Annotated in this window: 12 protein-coding genes; 4 read left to right on the top strand and 8 right to left on the bottom strand. The window is 71.5% G+C overall.

The window, feature by feature from the left end:
• Positions 1-14 precede the first annotated feature (14 nt).
• Together QUV83_RS08865 and QUV83_RS08860 are read right to left on the bottom strand one after the other, a co-directional pair.
• Positions 15-1,574 (bottom strand): M20/M25/M40 family metallo-hydrolase, encoded by a 1,560-nt coding sequence (locus QUV83_RS08865; RefSeq protein ID WP_289564002.1) that lies wholly within the window; start codon positions 1,572-1,574, stop codon positions 15-17.
• A 186-nt stretch (positions 1,575-1,760) separates the two neighbouring features.
• Entirely contained in the window at positions 1,761-2,015 is a 255-nt protein-coding gene (locus tag QUV83_RS08860; protein ID WP_289563965.1) for a GlsB/YeaQ/YmgE family stress response membrane protein, read from the bottom strand.
• A gap of 191 nt (positions 2,016-2,206) precedes the next feature.
• On the opposite strand from QUV83_RS08860, the gene QUV83_RS08855 reads away from it, so the two are divergent.
• A complete protein-coding gene (locus tag QUV83_RS08855) occupies positions 2,207-2,752 on the top strand; it encodes a hypothetical protein (RefSeq protein WP_289563964.1) in 546 nt (181 codons plus the stop codon).
• A gap of 12 nt (positions 2,753-2,764) precedes the next feature.
• Here the strand turns inward: QUV83_RS08855 and QUV83_RS08850 are convergent, their stop codons facing one another.
• The 4 genes from QUV83_RS08850 to QUV83_RS08835 form a co-directional block, all read right to left on the bottom strand.
• On the bottom strand, positions 2,765-3,448 hold the full coding sequence (locus tag QUV83_RS08850; RefSeq protein WP_289563963.1) for a LiaF transmembrane domain-containing protein: 684 nt from the start codon (positions 3,446-3,448) through the stop codon (positions 2,765-2,767).
• A gap of 18 nt (positions 3,449-3,466) precedes the next feature.
• The gene (locus QUV83_RS08845) at positions 3,467-4,066 is read right to left on the bottom strand and encodes a YdeI/OmpD-associated family protein (protein WP_289564000.1); all 600 of its coding nucleotides are present in this window, start codon (positions 4,064-4,066) and stop codon (positions 3,467-3,469) included.
• 65 nt (positions 4,067-4,131) lie between these two features.
• Complete coding sequence (locus QUV83_RS08840) at positions 4,132-5,838, bottom strand: MFS transporter (RefSeq protein ID WP_289563961.1); 1,707 nt, start codon at positions 5,836-5,838, stop codon at positions 4,132-4,134.
• Positions 5,839-5,848: 10 nt separating this feature from the next.
• The gene (locus tag QUV83_RS08835) at positions 5,849-7,324 is read right to left on the bottom strand and encodes a DUF2252 domain-containing protein (RefSeq protein ID WP_289563960.1); all 1,476 of its coding nucleotides are present in this window, start codon (positions 7,322-7,324) and stop codon (positions 5,849-5,851) included.
• A gap of 182 nt (positions 7,325-7,506) precedes the next feature.
• Between QUV83_RS08835 and QUV83_RS08830 the strand changes: the two genes are divergently transcribed.
• Positions 7,507-9,405 carry a DUF4914 family protein gene (locus QUV83_RS08830; RefSeq protein WP_289563958.1) on the top strand — a complete coding sequence of 633 codons (1,899 nt, stop codon included), beginning with the start codon at positions 7,507-7,509 and terminating at the stop codon, positions 9,403-9,405.
• Positions 9,406-9,457: 52 nt separating this feature from the next.
• On the opposite strand, the gene QUV83_RS08825 is transcribed toward QUV83_RS08830, so the two are convergent.
• Positions 9,458-10,768 (bottom strand): threonine/serine ThrE exporter family protein, encoded by a 1,311-nt coding sequence (locus QUV83_RS08825; RefSeq protein WP_289563956.1) that lies wholly within the window; start codon positions 10,766-10,768, stop codon positions 9,458-9,460.
• Positions 10,769-10,846: 78 nt separating this feature from the next.
• Positions 10,847-11,890 (bottom strand): LacI family DNA-binding transcriptional regulator, encoded by a 1,044-nt coding sequence (locus QUV83_RS08820; RefSeq protein WP_289563953.1) that lies wholly within the window; start codon positions 11,888-11,890, stop codon positions 10,847-10,849.
• 211 nt (positions 11,891-12,101) lie between these two features.
• Here QUV83_RS08820 and QUV83_RS08815 point away from each other — a divergent pair, with 211 nt between their 5' ends.
• Together QUV83_RS08815 and QUV83_RS08810 are read left to right on the top strand one after the other, a co-directional pair.
• A complete protein-coding gene (locus tag QUV83_RS08815; RefSeq protein ID WP_289563952.1) occupies positions 12,102-13,277 on the top strand; it encodes a M20 metallopeptidase family protein in 1,176 nt (391 codons plus the stop codon).
• Positions 13,274-14,515, top strand: coding sequence for an MFS transporter (locus tag QUV83_RS08810; RefSeq protein ID WP_289563950.1), 1,242 nt, complete (start codon positions 13,274-13,276; stop codon positions 14,513-14,515). The genes QUV83_RS08815 and QUV83_RS08810 overlap by 4 nt, the downstream gene beginning before the upstream one ends.
• The last annotated feature ends 28 nt before the right edge of the window (positions 14,516-14,543 follow it).

Genomic DNA, 14,543 nt, shown 5'->3' with positions numbered 1-14,543 from the left:
GGGTGTGAGGCGCGTCAGGCCGCCTTGTCCCAGTGCCCCGGGGCGCCGTGGCTCTTGCCGTGCTTCCACGGCTTGCCGGGCTTGCCGGGCTTCGGCTTGACCGGCTGGTCGCCGGGGCCGGAGACGCCGTTGATCGCCGACGTGTCCTGCGCGAGCGAGTACGTCGCGAACGCGATCGCCTTGCTCATGATGCCCAGCGCCTCGGCGTTGATGTTCGTCAGGTCGTCGCCCGGCGAGTGGTAGTTCGGGTCGTGGGTGATCCCGGCAGTGCCGCCGAACAGGGCGACTTCCTCGTCGGTCTTCACGTCGTCCGCCCCGGTGAACAGGCCGGAGGCGGGGATGCCGTTGAGGATGAACGCCTGGTAGTCGGAGCGGCCCGAGAACTCGGTGTCCACCCACGCCTGGCCGATGCTGTCGAAGTAGTCGGTGAGCACGTCCTCGGTGGCGGCGGAGCCCTCGGGCACCGCCACCGGCGCCTCGTACGTCGACTCGTCCGCGTCGTACACGCCGATGATGTAGTTCGGCGAGCCCACCATGTCGAAGTTCAGGTAGGTGGCGATGCGGTCGAGCTCGCCCGCCTGGGCGGCGAGGTCGGTGACGTACCGGGTGGAGCCGATCAGGCCGAGCTCCTCGGCGCCCCACCAGGCGAAGCGGACCGTGTTGTTGAGCTTCTTGGCGTCGGCGAGCTGGACGGCCACCTCGAGCAGCGCCGCGGAGCCTGAGCCGTTGTCGTTGATCCCGGGCCCCTCCTCCACGCCGTCGAGGTGGGCGCCGAGCATCACGACGTTGTCGTCGCGGCCCTTCTTCGTCTCGGCGATCACGTTGAAGCTCTCGGTCGTCTCGGTGTGCGACCGCACGTCCAGCGTGAGGGCGAGCGGGCCGGAGGCGGCCGCGGCGACGAGGGCCTGGCCGTCGGCCAGGGAGATGCCCGCGACGGCGATGCCGACGCCGTTCTCCTCGCCGAGTGTGCCGTTGAGGAGCCCGTCGGTGTTGTTGTAGATGACGGTGGCCGCCGCGCCCGCCGCCTCGGCGGTGGCGCCCTTGATCGCGAAGGTGCAGCCGCCGCGGCTGACCAGTGCGATCTTGCCCGTGACGTCGACGCCCTCCCAGGTCTCGGGGGTGCAGCCGAAGGTGTCGGTGGGGCTGGCCACGTCAGCGGTGACGCCGCCCACGGGCGTGCTCGCGGAGTACGCCATCTGGTCGACCACGTAGCTGACCGGGTCGCCTGCGGCGGGGGCCAGGGTGAGGGTCTGCGCGTCGAGGATCTCCCGGTCGAACGTGAAGTAGTCCCGCTCGGTGGTGTACCCGGCCTTCTTCAAGGTCTTCTCGACGTACCGGGCGCTCGCCTCATAGCCGGGTGTGGCGGCGGCGCGGTTCCCGCCGTTCTGGTCGGCGATCTTCTGGAGCTGCCCGAGGTGGCGCAGGACGTTCTTGGCGGTGACCTTCTTGGCGAAGGCCGCCGCGGTCGAGGTGTGGGGGTTCGAGGCGGGCGGGTGGGCCGCCACCGGCGACGCCACCCCGGCGCCCACGGTCAGTGCCCCGGCTATGACGAGCCCGAGTGCGGTTCGACGCATTCTCACGATGAGGACCTCCTGGTCGAGGAGCGGCGCCTGGGCCGGGACGGCCCACGGCGGTCCTGCAGATCGATCTGATGGCGACAACGTAGGGGCCGCACATCGGCGAATGCGACGAATGGGGTGATTTCGACGTCGGCGTGTCCGGGGCGCGGGCTGATGGCCCGCGCCCCGGGCGCGTGCGAGTCAGCGCTTGCGCAGCGCCCCGTAGATGAGGAACACGATCACCGAGCCGAGGATCGCGAGCAGCCAGGTCTGGATCGAGAAGAACTCCTCCAGCCCCTTGTTGAACAGCACGCTCCCGAGCCAGCCGCCCAGCACGGCGCCCAGCACACCCAGCACGAGGGTGAGCAGCCAGCCGGTGCCCTGGCGTCCGGGGAGGAGCGCCTTGGCGATGACGCCGGCGAGCAGGCCGAGGAGGAGGAAGCCGAAGAAGCCCATGAGGTGTGTCTCCCTGTGATGGATCGATGGCTGACGTGGAAGAACTTCTCATCTGGCCAGGAATCCCGCATGTCGAGCCGGACATGCGTCCAGGAGGCGGGGCTCCGTCTCGAGATGTTGATCGCGCAGTTCAGCCGTAGCGTCACCATGACGCGCGTCCGCGTGCCACTGACCCTGGCCCAGGAGGACACATGCACATCCATCTCATCCCGTTGCGACTGGCGGCGGGCGCTTACATCCTCAACTCGGGGCTGAGCAAGAGGGGCGCCGACGAGGACGCGGCGCGGGGCATGCAGGCCATGGCGGCCGCCGCGTATCCGCAGTTCGGGGACATGGAGCCGAAGAAGTTCGCGAACCTCCTGTCCAGCTCGGAGATCGCGCTCGGCTCGGCGCTCATCGTGCCGGTGCTGCCGCGGACGGTGGTGGCGGCGGGGTTCACCGCGTTCTCCGGGGCGCTCCTCGGCATGTACCTCAAGACGCCGTCGCTGCACCGCGGCCCCGGGGACCTGCGTCCCAACGCGCAGGGCGAGGGGTACGCCAAGGACGTCATCATGTTCGGCGCCGCGCTGACGTTCCTGCTCGACGCGCTACGGCTGGACGTGCGGGCGGCGGCCCGCAAGACCACCAAGAAGGCGGCCAAGGGCGCCGCCAAGGTGAGCCGGAAAACCGCCGAGGCGGGCGCCAAGGCGGCGGCCGTGGGCCTCGCGGCGGAGAAGATCCGGCACCGCAAGCACTGACGGCGCCGGCGGTCAGACGGTCGCGGGCGCCTTGCTCTTGACGTCGACGCCGCCCATGAGCACGATCGCCCGCACCACGAGGACCGGCGCCAGTGGATCGGCAGGCGCCTTGGTGCGGTTCTCCCAGCCGCCCAGCAGGGGCAGCCCGGTGATCTCGACGCGCCAATTCGGCGGCACCTTGATGTCGATGCCGCCCCACATCGCGAACGCCCGGACGGTGGCGCGCTCGACGATCTGCGCGTTGCGGAGGTCCAGGTCGACGCCGCCCATGAGCACGCTGAGCTGCGCGCCGCGGAAGTCCTGGGTGAGCGGCCGGTGCTGGGAGCCCCACCAGATCGCCGTCGCGGTGATGCGCCGCTCGTCAGCGCGGGAGGTCGCGGCGCGGGTGAGGAACGAGAACCCGACGACGATGATCGCCACCGGCCAGGTGAGCGACCACAGGCCGCCGTCGACTGCGCCGAGGTTCCCGGCCAGCAGGAGGCCGCCGGCGGCGGCGACAGCGGCCGGGGCCGGCCAGGCGCGCGGCACGTTGGCCAGCCCCATCCCGCCGATGAGCACGATCACGATCGGCCACCAGGTGCTGAGCAGCTCGCCGAGGCCCACGTCGATCACGTCGAGCTGGTTGAGCAACGCCACCGCCCCGATCGCGATGATGAGGGTCCCGATGAGCGCCTGCGCGGTGGGGTGACGATCCATGCCGCTCAATGTACGAGGTCAGAGGCCTGCCGGGCGGCGCTTCTGTGGGGAGGGGGTCTCGCCTCGGGAGAGTCGGCTGACGGCGTCGGCGATGTTGCGCGCCCTGGTCTCGGGCCGTTTCACGGAGGTGATCCGGTACAGCACCGCGAACCTGTTGGCCGATGTCAGCGCCTCGAACCAGGCCAGTGCGGACGGCTCGGCGGCGAGCGCGGCCATCAGGTCGTCGGGCGCCTGCACCGTCGCGCTGCCCGGGTAGGCGGCCTCCCAGCGGCCGTCGGCCTGCGCGGCGCGCACTTGGGCCCGCCCGGCGTCGTGCATGCGGCCCTCGGCCTCGAGCCGCGCGATGTGCTCCACGTTGCGCGCCGACCACCTGCTGCGCGGGCGGCGCTGCGTCATGCGCCGCAGCGCCGTCTCGGCGTCGCGGGAGCGGGCCTGCCCGTCGATCCAGCCGAAGCACAGCGCCTCGTCGAGGGCCGCCGCGTACGTGAGCGCGGTCTGCGTGCCTCCCGCCTTGTGCAGCACGAGCCACACGCCCGGCGACGTGTCGTGGTGGGCGAGCAGCCAGGCGCGCCAGGCGTCGGCGTCGGGGACGAGCAGCTCGGGCAGGTCGGCGGGCACGGGCAGGTCATCGGGCACGGGCAGGTCATCGGGCATGCGCCCATCCTGACGCGTGCCACTGACGCTCACGCCGTGGCCGCGTCCGGCTCTCTCCCCGCCTCACCGGGCTCGGCCTCGCCTGCCTTGCCCTCCGGCGGCGCCCTGCCGGGCTTCGGGAGCTGCCCGGGCGCCGTGCGCGGCAGGCGGCCCGTGAAGAACAGCGCCGCGATCGCGATGAGCGCCGCGACGGACAGCGCGGAGCGCAGCGCGTTGATCCGGGCGTCGTCGTTCACGTCGATGATCTGCGTGGCCGTGGCCTGGTCCACGCCCGCGTCGTCGAGGGCCTGGGTGAGCTGGGCCGTCGAGACGAACGGGACGCCGCTGGCCCACTGTGTGGTGGCCTGGCTCTTGACCGAGTCGGGGATGTCGGGGTTGTTCTGCACACCCGACAGCGCCGCCGAGGTGAGCGTCGCGATGAGCACCGACCCCACCAGCGCGGTGCCCAGGGACGCCCCGAGGTTGGTCGCGGTGTTCTGCAGCCCGCCGACTTCGGCGCTCTGCTCGTCGGGCACCGCGGAGACCGTCACCGCGCCGAGCTGCGAGGACAGGGAGCCGAGGCCCAGGCCCATGAGCACCATGGGGATGGCCACGACGCTCGCGCTCGCCGCGGGGCTGAGGCCGCCCACGAGCACGAGGATGCCCGCCGTCATGGTGAGCAGCCCGAACCGCACCACGCGGCGCGGGTTGGCATGCGGCCAGATCCGCGGGATGCCCCCTGCGGCCACGAGCAGGGCGATCGACAGCGGGAACACCCGCAAGCCGGTCTCCACCGCCGAGAGCCCCAGGGCGACCGACAGGAACAGCGGGACGCAGAAGAACACCCCGGCCTGCACCGTGAACTGCGCGAAGAACATGCTCAGGCCGCCGACGAGCTGCGAGTTCCGCAGCATCTTCGGGTCGAGCAGCGGCTCGCCGCCGGTGCGCTCGAGGTGGCTCTGCCAGCGGATGAACAGGTAGGTCACCAGCGAGCCGATGACGATGAGCCAGATGACGGGCGACCCGCCGAGGATCGTCGGCGTGCCCGGCGTGGCGATGACCCACCCCCAGTCGCCGGAGCGCAGCACCCCGAAGACCACGAGCCCGAGCCCCACGATCGACAGCGCCGATCCGACCAGGTCGAGCTTGAGGGGGTGCGGGGCGACGTCGGCGATGTGGCGGAGCAGCAGCAGGATGACCACGACGATCACCGCCTCGCCGGCGAACACGTACCGCCACGACGCGTAGGTCGTCACGGCGCCGCCGATCAGCGGCCCGGCGGCCACCGCCATGGCGCCCGAGGCGGCGATGAGCCCGTAGGCGTAGGCCCTGCGCTCAGGTGGGAAGTTCGCGGCGACGAGCGCGACGATCGCCGGCATGATCAGCGCGGCGCCCATCCCCTCGAGCAGCGACCAGCCCAGCAGCAGCACCCCCAGGTTCGGGGCCAGCGACGTCACCGTCGAGCCGCACGCGTACACGACCAGCCCGATCGCGAACGCGCGCCGCCGCCCGAGGATGCTCCCCACCTTGCCGCCGGTGATCATGAGCGTGGCCATGACCAGCGTGTAGAGCGTGATCGCCGTCTGGATGCCGGTGATCGTCGTGCCGACGTCGGCCGCGACCGTGGCCATCGACACGTTCATCACCGAGCTGTCGAGCGTCATCAGGAACTGGCTCGCGCCCAGCACTCCCAGGACGAGGCCGCCCTTGCGCGATTTCGCGGGCGTGGTCGTGGACGTCTGCGGTGCCGTCGCCATGGGCCGCTGCTCACACCCCGCGTCGCACGGTGACCCGGCCGTCGCGCTCGGCCTGCGCCAGGGCAGCGTGGTCGCGCTCGGCCTGGTCCGCGTAGGCGGCGGCGAAGTCGGCCATGGCACGGTCGAGCACGTTCGACGATCCGAGGTAGGCGCCGAGCGCCACCCGGTCACCGGACCGGGCGTGCGCCCGGGCTAAGGTCCAGCCGCACAGCTGCCCCAGGATCGCCAGGGTCGCCGGGGTCTGGTGGGCGATGTCGGTGGAGAACTTCCAGTCCCAGAGCTGCCGCACGTAGTAGTGGCGGTCCGCGCCGTCCGTCCCCGGCCCATGCGTCCAGCCCAGGAAGATGTCCGAGCTGGACTGCATGAGGCGTTGCCCGGCGACGACGCGCTGCCCCTGGTTGGCGTACACGCTGCGCCCCGCGGCCGAGGCGAGCACCGACTCGGCGGCCTCCTTGATCTGCAGCACGAGGGGGTCGGCGCCGTCGCTGCCGTGCATGAGCAGCACCCAGGCGCGGGTGCCCACGCTGCCGACGCCCACCACCTTGCGGGCCATGTCGACGTAGTGGAACTGGGCGAGCAGGTCGCGCCGGTCGGTGGGCAGTGTGCGCCGGTACCGCCGGAACGCCGCGGCCACCCCCTGGACGAGCTCGTCGCGCTCGGCGTCGTCGAACAGCTCCCCGACGGGCACCAGCAGCGGCGGGTCGGACACGAGCCGGACGGTGTCCCCGTCCTGGCGGGTGAGCCGTGCCGAGGCGAGCGTGCTGTCCTTGCGCAGCGCCTTGTCGACTCGGCGCTCCAGGGTGCGGATGGCCTTGCGGCCCGCGTCGGGACCCCAGCGGGCGAGGACCGCCCCGGCCGTCATCCGGGCGTACCAGACCTCGAGGTTGCTCTGGTCGGCGAAGTCCCGCACGGCGTGGCGGTAGGCCCGGGCGGTCGCCTGGTCGACGTCCCGGCGCTCGCGGCCGGTGAAGCCCAGCTCCCGGCCCGCGAGCTCGAAGCTCGCCACGAGGCGCGCCAGGTCCCACTCCCACGGGCCGGGCAGGGTCTCGTCGAAGTCGTTGAGGTCGAAGACCATCTCCCGCTCGGCGGAGGCGTAGCCACCGAAGTTGGACAGGTGCGCGTCGCCGCATAGCTGGACCCGCTCGCCCGAGGTCTTCGTCCGGGCCAGGTCCCAGGCCATGAGCGCGGCCGCGCCGCGGTAGAAGGCGAACGGTGAGGCGAGCATCCGGCCGAAGTGGATCGGCACGAGCTCCGGCACCCGGGTGTGGGTCCGCTCGACGAGCAGGCCCACCGGGTCGGGCCGGTCAGCCTCGGGCTGCCATTGCGCGAGGCTCGAGCGCGGCGCCTCGGATCGCGCCTGGCGGCCCTTCGCGATGCGCTCCGCGCGGCTGAGGCGGCCCACGCCCACGGTTCCGAGCAGCGTGCTGCTGTCCCGGCGGGGCGGGGCGGGGCTGGGTGGTGCGCTGACATCGACCACCTGGCTCATGCTCCGCGTGGTCCTCGGGCTCCGCAACCGGATCTGCCCGGCAGAACGCGTCCCAAAGGTCCCAGGTCTGAGATGTCATGGAGTCGTAATCTCCGGGTAAAGAGTGCAGTGCGCGCGATCGCTGCCCCCGCAGCCCCGACAGCGTCTGTCTCCCCGCGAGAGTGCCCGACGAAGGAGTAGCCGTGAGTCGACCCCTGGACATCGTGACCCTGCCCCCCGACGTGCGGGCCGCCCTCGACGCGTGTGCCAGCGTCGTCGTGCCGAGCACGCGCGACGAGCTGTACCAGTTGGCGCTTGGCCCCGAGGGCGGCCCCCGATTCTCGGTGGACTACGACGTCAACGGCTCCCCGGTCACCGAGGCCACGGTGGTCCGGGGCAAGAACGGCATCGCCGTGAACTACCCCGAGGACTACATGCGCCGGCGGGACCCGGACTGCATGCGCGTCGCCGACGACCTGCCGACGGACAAGCCGCGCTACCGCGACGTCTTCGGCTCCGAGTTCGCCCCCGTCAAGGCCGAGACGCTCGAGTGGCTCTCGCAGCAGGAGCTCGCCGTCGTGCCGTTCAAGGCCGGCGGCCTGACCCACGGCTACCCGTCGCTCGCGATCTGCCCGGTCAACTCGGCGTTCTTCGCGCTGACCCTCGTGGACCTGCAGGGCTGGGTGACGCTCGACGAGATCGGGCCGTTCACGCCGCGCAGCATCGTGTACGTCGCGCCGCCGTTCCGGCACACCCACTTCGACGGCCGCCAGGTCGTCGTGCACGATCGCACGGACTCGCTGCACGAGGTGTTCGCGTACAACCTGTACCCGGGTCCCAGCGCCAAGAAGGGCGTGTTCTCGGTGCTGCTCGACATCGGCGAGCACGAGGGCTGGGTCACCGCGCACGCGTCGTCGGTGCGCGTCACCACCCCGTACGAGAACGAGACAGTCGTGATGCACGAGGGCGCCTCGGGCGGCGGCAAGTCGGAGATGTACCAGGAGATCCGCCGCCAGGAGGACGGCCGCATCCTGCTGGGCACCAACGTCGTGACCAAGGAGCCGTACGTCATCACGCTCGGCGAGACCAGCGCGCTGGCGCCGGTGACCGATGACATGACGCTGTGCCACAAGGACCTGCAGCGCGGCGACGGCAAGCTCGTCGTGTCCGACGCCGAGGACGGCTGGTTCGTCCGCGTCGACAACCTCACCGAGTACGGCCAGGACGTCGCGTTCGAGCGGGCCTGCATCCACCCCGAGCAGCCCCTGGTGTTCTTCAACATCGAGGGCATGCCCGACTCGACGGTGCTGCCCTGGGAGCACACGCTCGACTCCAACGGCAAGCGGTGCCCCAACCCGCGCGTGGTCATCCCGCGCAGCCAGATCCGCCACGTGGTCAGCGAGCCCGCCGACGTGGACGTGCGCACCTTCGGCGTGCGGATGCCCGCGTGCACCCGGGACAAGCCGTCCTACGGGATCATGGGCATGACCCACGTGGTGCCGGCCTCGCTGGCCTGGCTGTGGCGGCTCATCGCCCCGCGCGGCGACAAGAACCCGTCGATCGGCGAGAGCAAGGCCGCCACGGACAAGCTCGCGCACGGCGGCATGGTCGCCGAGGGCGTCGGCTCGTACTGGCCGTTCTCCACCGGCACCAAGGTGGCGGCCGCGAACCTGCTGCTCCAGCAGCTCGTCGAGGCGAACCGCACCCGCTACGTGCTGACCCCCAACCAGCACATCGGCGCCTACAAGGTGGGCTTCTCCGCCGAGTGGCTGACCCGCGAGTACCTGGCCCGCCGAGGCGGCGGTCGCGTGCGCGAGAGCGAGCTGGTCCCCGCGCGCTGCTCGCTGTTCGGCTACACGCTCAAGGAGATGAAGATCGACGGGCAGCTCGTGCGGCCCACGTTCCTGCGCCCCGAGCAGCAGTCGCAGGTGGGCGTGGAGGCCTACGACGCCGGCGCGAAGATCCTCACCGACTTCTTCAAGAGCGAGCTCTCGGAGTTCCTCACCGAGGACCTCGACCCGCTGGGCCGCAAGATCATCGAGGTCTGCCTGCGCGACGGGTCGATCGACGAGTACGTGGAGCTGACACCGCTGTACCTCTGAGCGGCTCGAGCGGCCCGGACCTCGCCTGGTGCGAGGCCCGGGCCGCTGCCGTTCAGCGGGCCAGCCGGCGCCCGGTCTTGGGCCGGCGCGTGAACGGCTTGAGGAACACGGGGACGAACCGGCTCTCGAACCGGCGCAGCCGCCGCCACGTGACGCTTGTCAGGTACTCGCCGAGCGCGACGCCGCTGGCGAGCAGCACGGCGGTGGCGAGGGCCTCGACGAGCAGCGCGACGCCGCCCACGAAGTCGTCGGGCGTCAGCAGCAGGCCCCGGTAGAGCAGGACGCCGGGCAGCATCGGGATGATCGCGATGCCGGCGAACACCGCCGACGGCGCCTGGAGCCACCGCGCCGGCAGGGGCGCCAGGGCGCCGACGATCAGGGCGGCCGTCCCGGAGGCCCACAGCGTCCCGAGGTCGGCGTCGACGCCCGTGTTGAACGCCAGGTAGCCGAGGGTGGTGAGCCCGGACGCGGCGAGCACCACGAGCGGGGACATCTGGGCGAAGGCGCCGAATCCGAACGCGATGAGGGCCGCGGCGCCGAGGAGCACGGCGAGGGGCAGCGCCTCGGGGGCGACGTTCGCGGTGATCTGCAGGTCGATCCCGATGCGGTCGGCGACGAGCATGCCCGCCTTGATGCCCACCACCAGGCCGACAGTGTTCATCACCGCCTCGAAGATGCGGCCGACGGCTGTGAGGTTCCACCCCATGACGGCGTCCAGCACCGCGCCGGTCGAGGTCTGCCCGGCGAGCATGAGGATGATCACGGAGACGACGACGAGCGACGAGTCGACGCCCGGGTCGACCAGGGCCGCGGCGGCCGCGGCGGCGACCGCGATGGCGCCGGTCAGGAGCTGCAGGAAGAACACCGGCCAGCCGCGTGGGCCGAGGCGGGCGAACGCCCAGTCGACCACCATGTTGGCGACGAACGCGAAGGCCATGACGAGCCAGCCGCCGCCGAAGATCAGCGCGGCGCTGGCGCCGGCCACCCCGGCCGCGAGCCGCGTCATCCACCACGGGTAGCGGCCCGCCCCGCGCTCGATCTGCCCGACCTCGTCGAGGGCCTGGTCCACGTCGAGGTCGCCTCGCACGAACCTGTCGACCAGCCGGGTGACGTCGATGTACCTGCCGTAGTTGAAGCTGCGTCCGCGGATGTTCTCGATCCGCGTCGTCGGCGCCGCGCCGGGCGAGCGGTCGGCGAGCACGATCTCGCTGTAGGTCACATCGGCGGTGACCTCGGAGAGCCCTGCCGTGCGGGCGATGTCGCGCATGGTGTCGACGACCTCGGACGCTGCTGCTGCGCTCCCGAGCAGGAGCGCGCCGACACGTGCCGCGAGATCGAGGACGGTGTGCGGGTGCGCTGGCACCTGGTGGCCTCCTGTCGCGGTGGGGGATGGGGGCTCGCGATGGGCGCCGCTTCCCGTGCGAGGGCCGGAGTGCGGGCCTCAGGCGGGCGTCGGCGGCGCCCAGAGCGCGGTGGACTGCCGGATGACGAGGTGCGGCTCCACCACCACAGACTCGGCCACTCCGCCGGGCTCCGCGATTCGGCTGGTCAGCAGCCGGAAGGCCTCGGCGCCCAACAGGTGGGGGGCGGAGTCGACGGAGGTGAGCGTCGGGTGGATCTGCGCGGCGGTGGGGATGTTGTCGAAGGACGCCAGCGCCACGTCGGCGCCGGGCTCGATGCCGTGCTGGCGTAGGCCCTGGTGCACGCCGAGGGCGTAGGCGTCGGTGTAGGTCACGATCGCGTCGGGGCAGGAGCCGCGCTCGAGCAGCTCCGCGACGAGGTGCGCGCCCGTCTCGGAGCTGTAGTTCCCGTGCCCGTCGTCGGTCACCACCATCGACGTGGGGATCCGCGCGGGGGACCCGGCGAGGCCTTCGCGCAGGCCCCCGAGCCGCGCCTCGAGCATGCGCGCGCCCTCGAAGCCGCCGAGCACGGCCACGGTCCGGGCGCCGAGGGCTGCGAGGTGCGCGCCGAGGAGCCGGCCCGCGCGCCTGTCGTCGATGCCCACGTGATCGGCCGCCACCGAGTCGATGGGCCGCAGGATCGTCACGAGGGGGACGGCGCGGGGCCCGCCGAGGCCGTCGAACGCGGAGCCGTCGGACTCCACGGCGCCCATGACGATGAGCCCGGCGACTTGGTTCTCGACCATGCTGCGCACGAGTCGGCGCTCGCGCTCGACGTCGCCCAGGCTGTACCCCTGCAGCAGGGTGTACTCGGACTCCTGCGCGGCGGCCTCGACGGCCATGGAGACCTCGGCGAGGTACGGGTTCTGGATGTTGGTCAGGAGCAGCCCGAGGTTGCGCGAGCCGCCGCCGCGCATGGTGCCGGCGACTCGGTTGTAGACGTAGCCGAGGCGTTCCATCGACGCGCGCACGCGCTGCTTGGTGGACTCGGGGATCTGGTCGCTGTCGCGCACGACGAGGGAGACGGTGGCGCGGCTGACGCCGGCGTCGAGCGCGATGTCGTTCATCGTGGGGCGTCGGGTCATCTCTCACCTCTCGTCGTCGGGCGGGCCGCCGGGCCGCTGCCGCGCCCGTCGGGGCCCGTGGTGCGGAGCACTCAGCACAGGGGTCTACCCTACGCGACTAGATCGGTCTACTAGATCGATCTACTAGAACGATCCAGGTGGCGTCGCGGACGTCACGCCCACCCACACGACCCCGCAGCGCGGAGCCGTCCCGAGTCCAAGAGAGGTCGTCTTGGCCGCACAGTTCGACATCCCCACAGAGCAGGTGGTCGCCTGGCGGCGCCACTTGCACGCACACCCCGAGCTCTCCTACCAGGAGCACCAGACGGCGGACTTCGTGGCCGCGACGCTCGACGGCTTCGGCGGCCTCGAGGTCACCCGCCCCACCGAGACCTCCGTCGTCGCCGTGCTCCGCGGCGCCCGCCCCGGCAAGACCGTGGCCCTGCGCGCCGACATGGACGCCCTCCCGCTCACCGAGGAGACGGGCGTCGAGTTCGCCTCCACCGTCCCCGGCGTCATGCACGCCTGCGGCCACGACGCGCACACCGCGATGCTGCTGGGCGCCGCCCAGGTGCTCGTGGGCCTGCGCGAGCGCCTGTCCGGCGCCGTGAAGTTCATCTTCCAGCACGCCGAGGAGCAGCCCCCGGGCGGCGCCCTCGAGCTCGCCGAGGACGGCGTGCTCGTCGACGTGGACGCGATCTTCGGCCTGCACGTGATGAACCAGCCGGTGGGCAGCGTGATCGTGCCCACCGGCCCCGCCTCGACCAGCGCCGACGGCTTCTGGCTCACCATCAAGGGCCAGGGCTCGCACGGCTCGATGCCGCAGAAGGGCATCGACCCCATCCTCGTGGCCTCCCAGGTCGTCCTGGCCCTCAACACCGTGACCTCCAGGTCGATCGACCCGACCCACATGGCCGTCGTCTCCGTGGGCATGCTCCAGGCCGGCGACGCCCCGAACGTCATCCCCGACACCGCGCGGCTGGGCGTCTCGGTGCGCACCACCGACGCCGACGACCGGGCCACGGTGGCCCGGCGCTGCGAGGAGATCGTCCAGGGCGTCTGCGACGCCTATGGCGCTGCCTACGACATCGACTGGGTGCGCGGCTACGCGGTCGTGGACAACGACCCGGAGATGGCCGCCGTCGCCCTCGCCGCAGCCCGCAAGATCGCGGGCGACGCGGCGTCCGAGGGCCCCGGCACCTCCGCCAGCGAGGACTTCTCCGCCTACACCCAGCGGGTCCCGGGGGCGTTCCTGTTCCTCGGCGCGGGGACCGCGCAGGACGGCCTGCCGTTCCAGAACCACCATCCCAAGTTCGACATCGTCGAGGACTGCCTGCCGGTCGGCGTCGGCACGCACGTCCAGATCGTCCTCGACCTGCTCGACGACACTCAGGAAGAAGCACGATGAAGAACCTCTCCCCGGCCCAGCTGCGGGTCTTCATGACCCTGCTGTTCATCGGGTCGTTCGCCAACATGGACAAGTCCCTGATCGGCCTGTCGGTCACGGCCATCGCCGACGACTTCAGCCTCACGGCGAGCCAGACCGGCCTGATCATGAGCATCTTCTACGTCAGCTTCATCGCGGTGACGCTGCCCGGCGGCTGGATCATCGACCGCTTCGGCTACCGCAAGTTCGTGCTGACGTCCCTGGCCATCCTCACCGTCGGCTCGGTGCTGTTCGGCTCGGTGTCCGGCTTCCTGCTCATCGTGCTGATGCGCCTGCTCGTCGGGTTCGGCCAGGCCGGGTACACCAACGGCTCGCCCAAGATCATCGCCACGAACTTCCCCGCCGCCATCCGCGGTGACATCCAGTCGAAGGTCGTCGCGACGGCCGGCATCGGCGGCGTGCTCGCCTACACCCTGGGCGCGTACTTCGTGCAGTCGAACTGGCGCGTCGCCTACTACGTCCTCGGCGGGCTGTTCTTCGCCGCGTTCCTGCTCACGTACTTCTTCGTGCCCGAGCCGGTGCTCACCGCCGAGGAGGCCGAGGCCAAGCGCAACGCGCCGAAGGTCAAGATCACCGAGGCGTGGAAGAACCGGAACACGATCGTGCTCGCGCTCGCGCTGCTCTTCAACAACCTGGTCGCGGTCGCCACGATCAACTGGATGCCGTCGGTCTTCGGCACGCTCCGCGACGGCGCCTGGGACACCCCGACGGTCATCAACGGGATGATGATCGGCAACTCGGTCGTCATGGCCGTGGCCGTCGCCGTCGCCGGGACGCTCGTCACCAAGCGCTTCGCCGGCCGCGAGAAGCTGTTCATGCTCGTCAACTCGGTGCTCTCCGCGGTGTTCATCGTGGGCCTGATCTACGCGCCCAACCTGCCGCTCAAGCTCGCGGCGCTGTACCTGACGACCGCCAGCCTGATGTTCGCCTTCACGAGCATGCTGACGCTGCCGTACCGCCTGATCCCGATGCGGATCATCGCCTCGGCCTTCGCGGTCATCAACATCGGCGCGTTCGTCGGCGGCATCTTCCAGGGCACGCTGGTCGGGACCCTGACCGACGCGTTCGACGGCTCGTACGCGCCGGCCTTCATGGTCCTGGCGGTCTGCTCCGTGATCGCGGGCCTGGTGCCGTACCTGCTGCGCGAGCCCGCCTCGGCCGACGCCGAGCCGCGCCACGCCGCCACGGCCAGCGCCTGACCGCTGTGTGACGCGGCGCGCCCGGGAC

Origin of the sequence: Cellulomonas cellasea (assembly GCF_030372105.1) — a bacterium.
Classification (GTDB): Bacteria; Actinomycetota; Actinomycetes; order Actinomycetales; family Cellulomonadaceae; genus Cellulomonas_A; species Cellulomonas_A cellasea_A.
The sequence above is the reverse complement of the archived record's forward strand: the minus strand, read 5'-3'. Positions and strand labels throughout refer to the sequence as shown.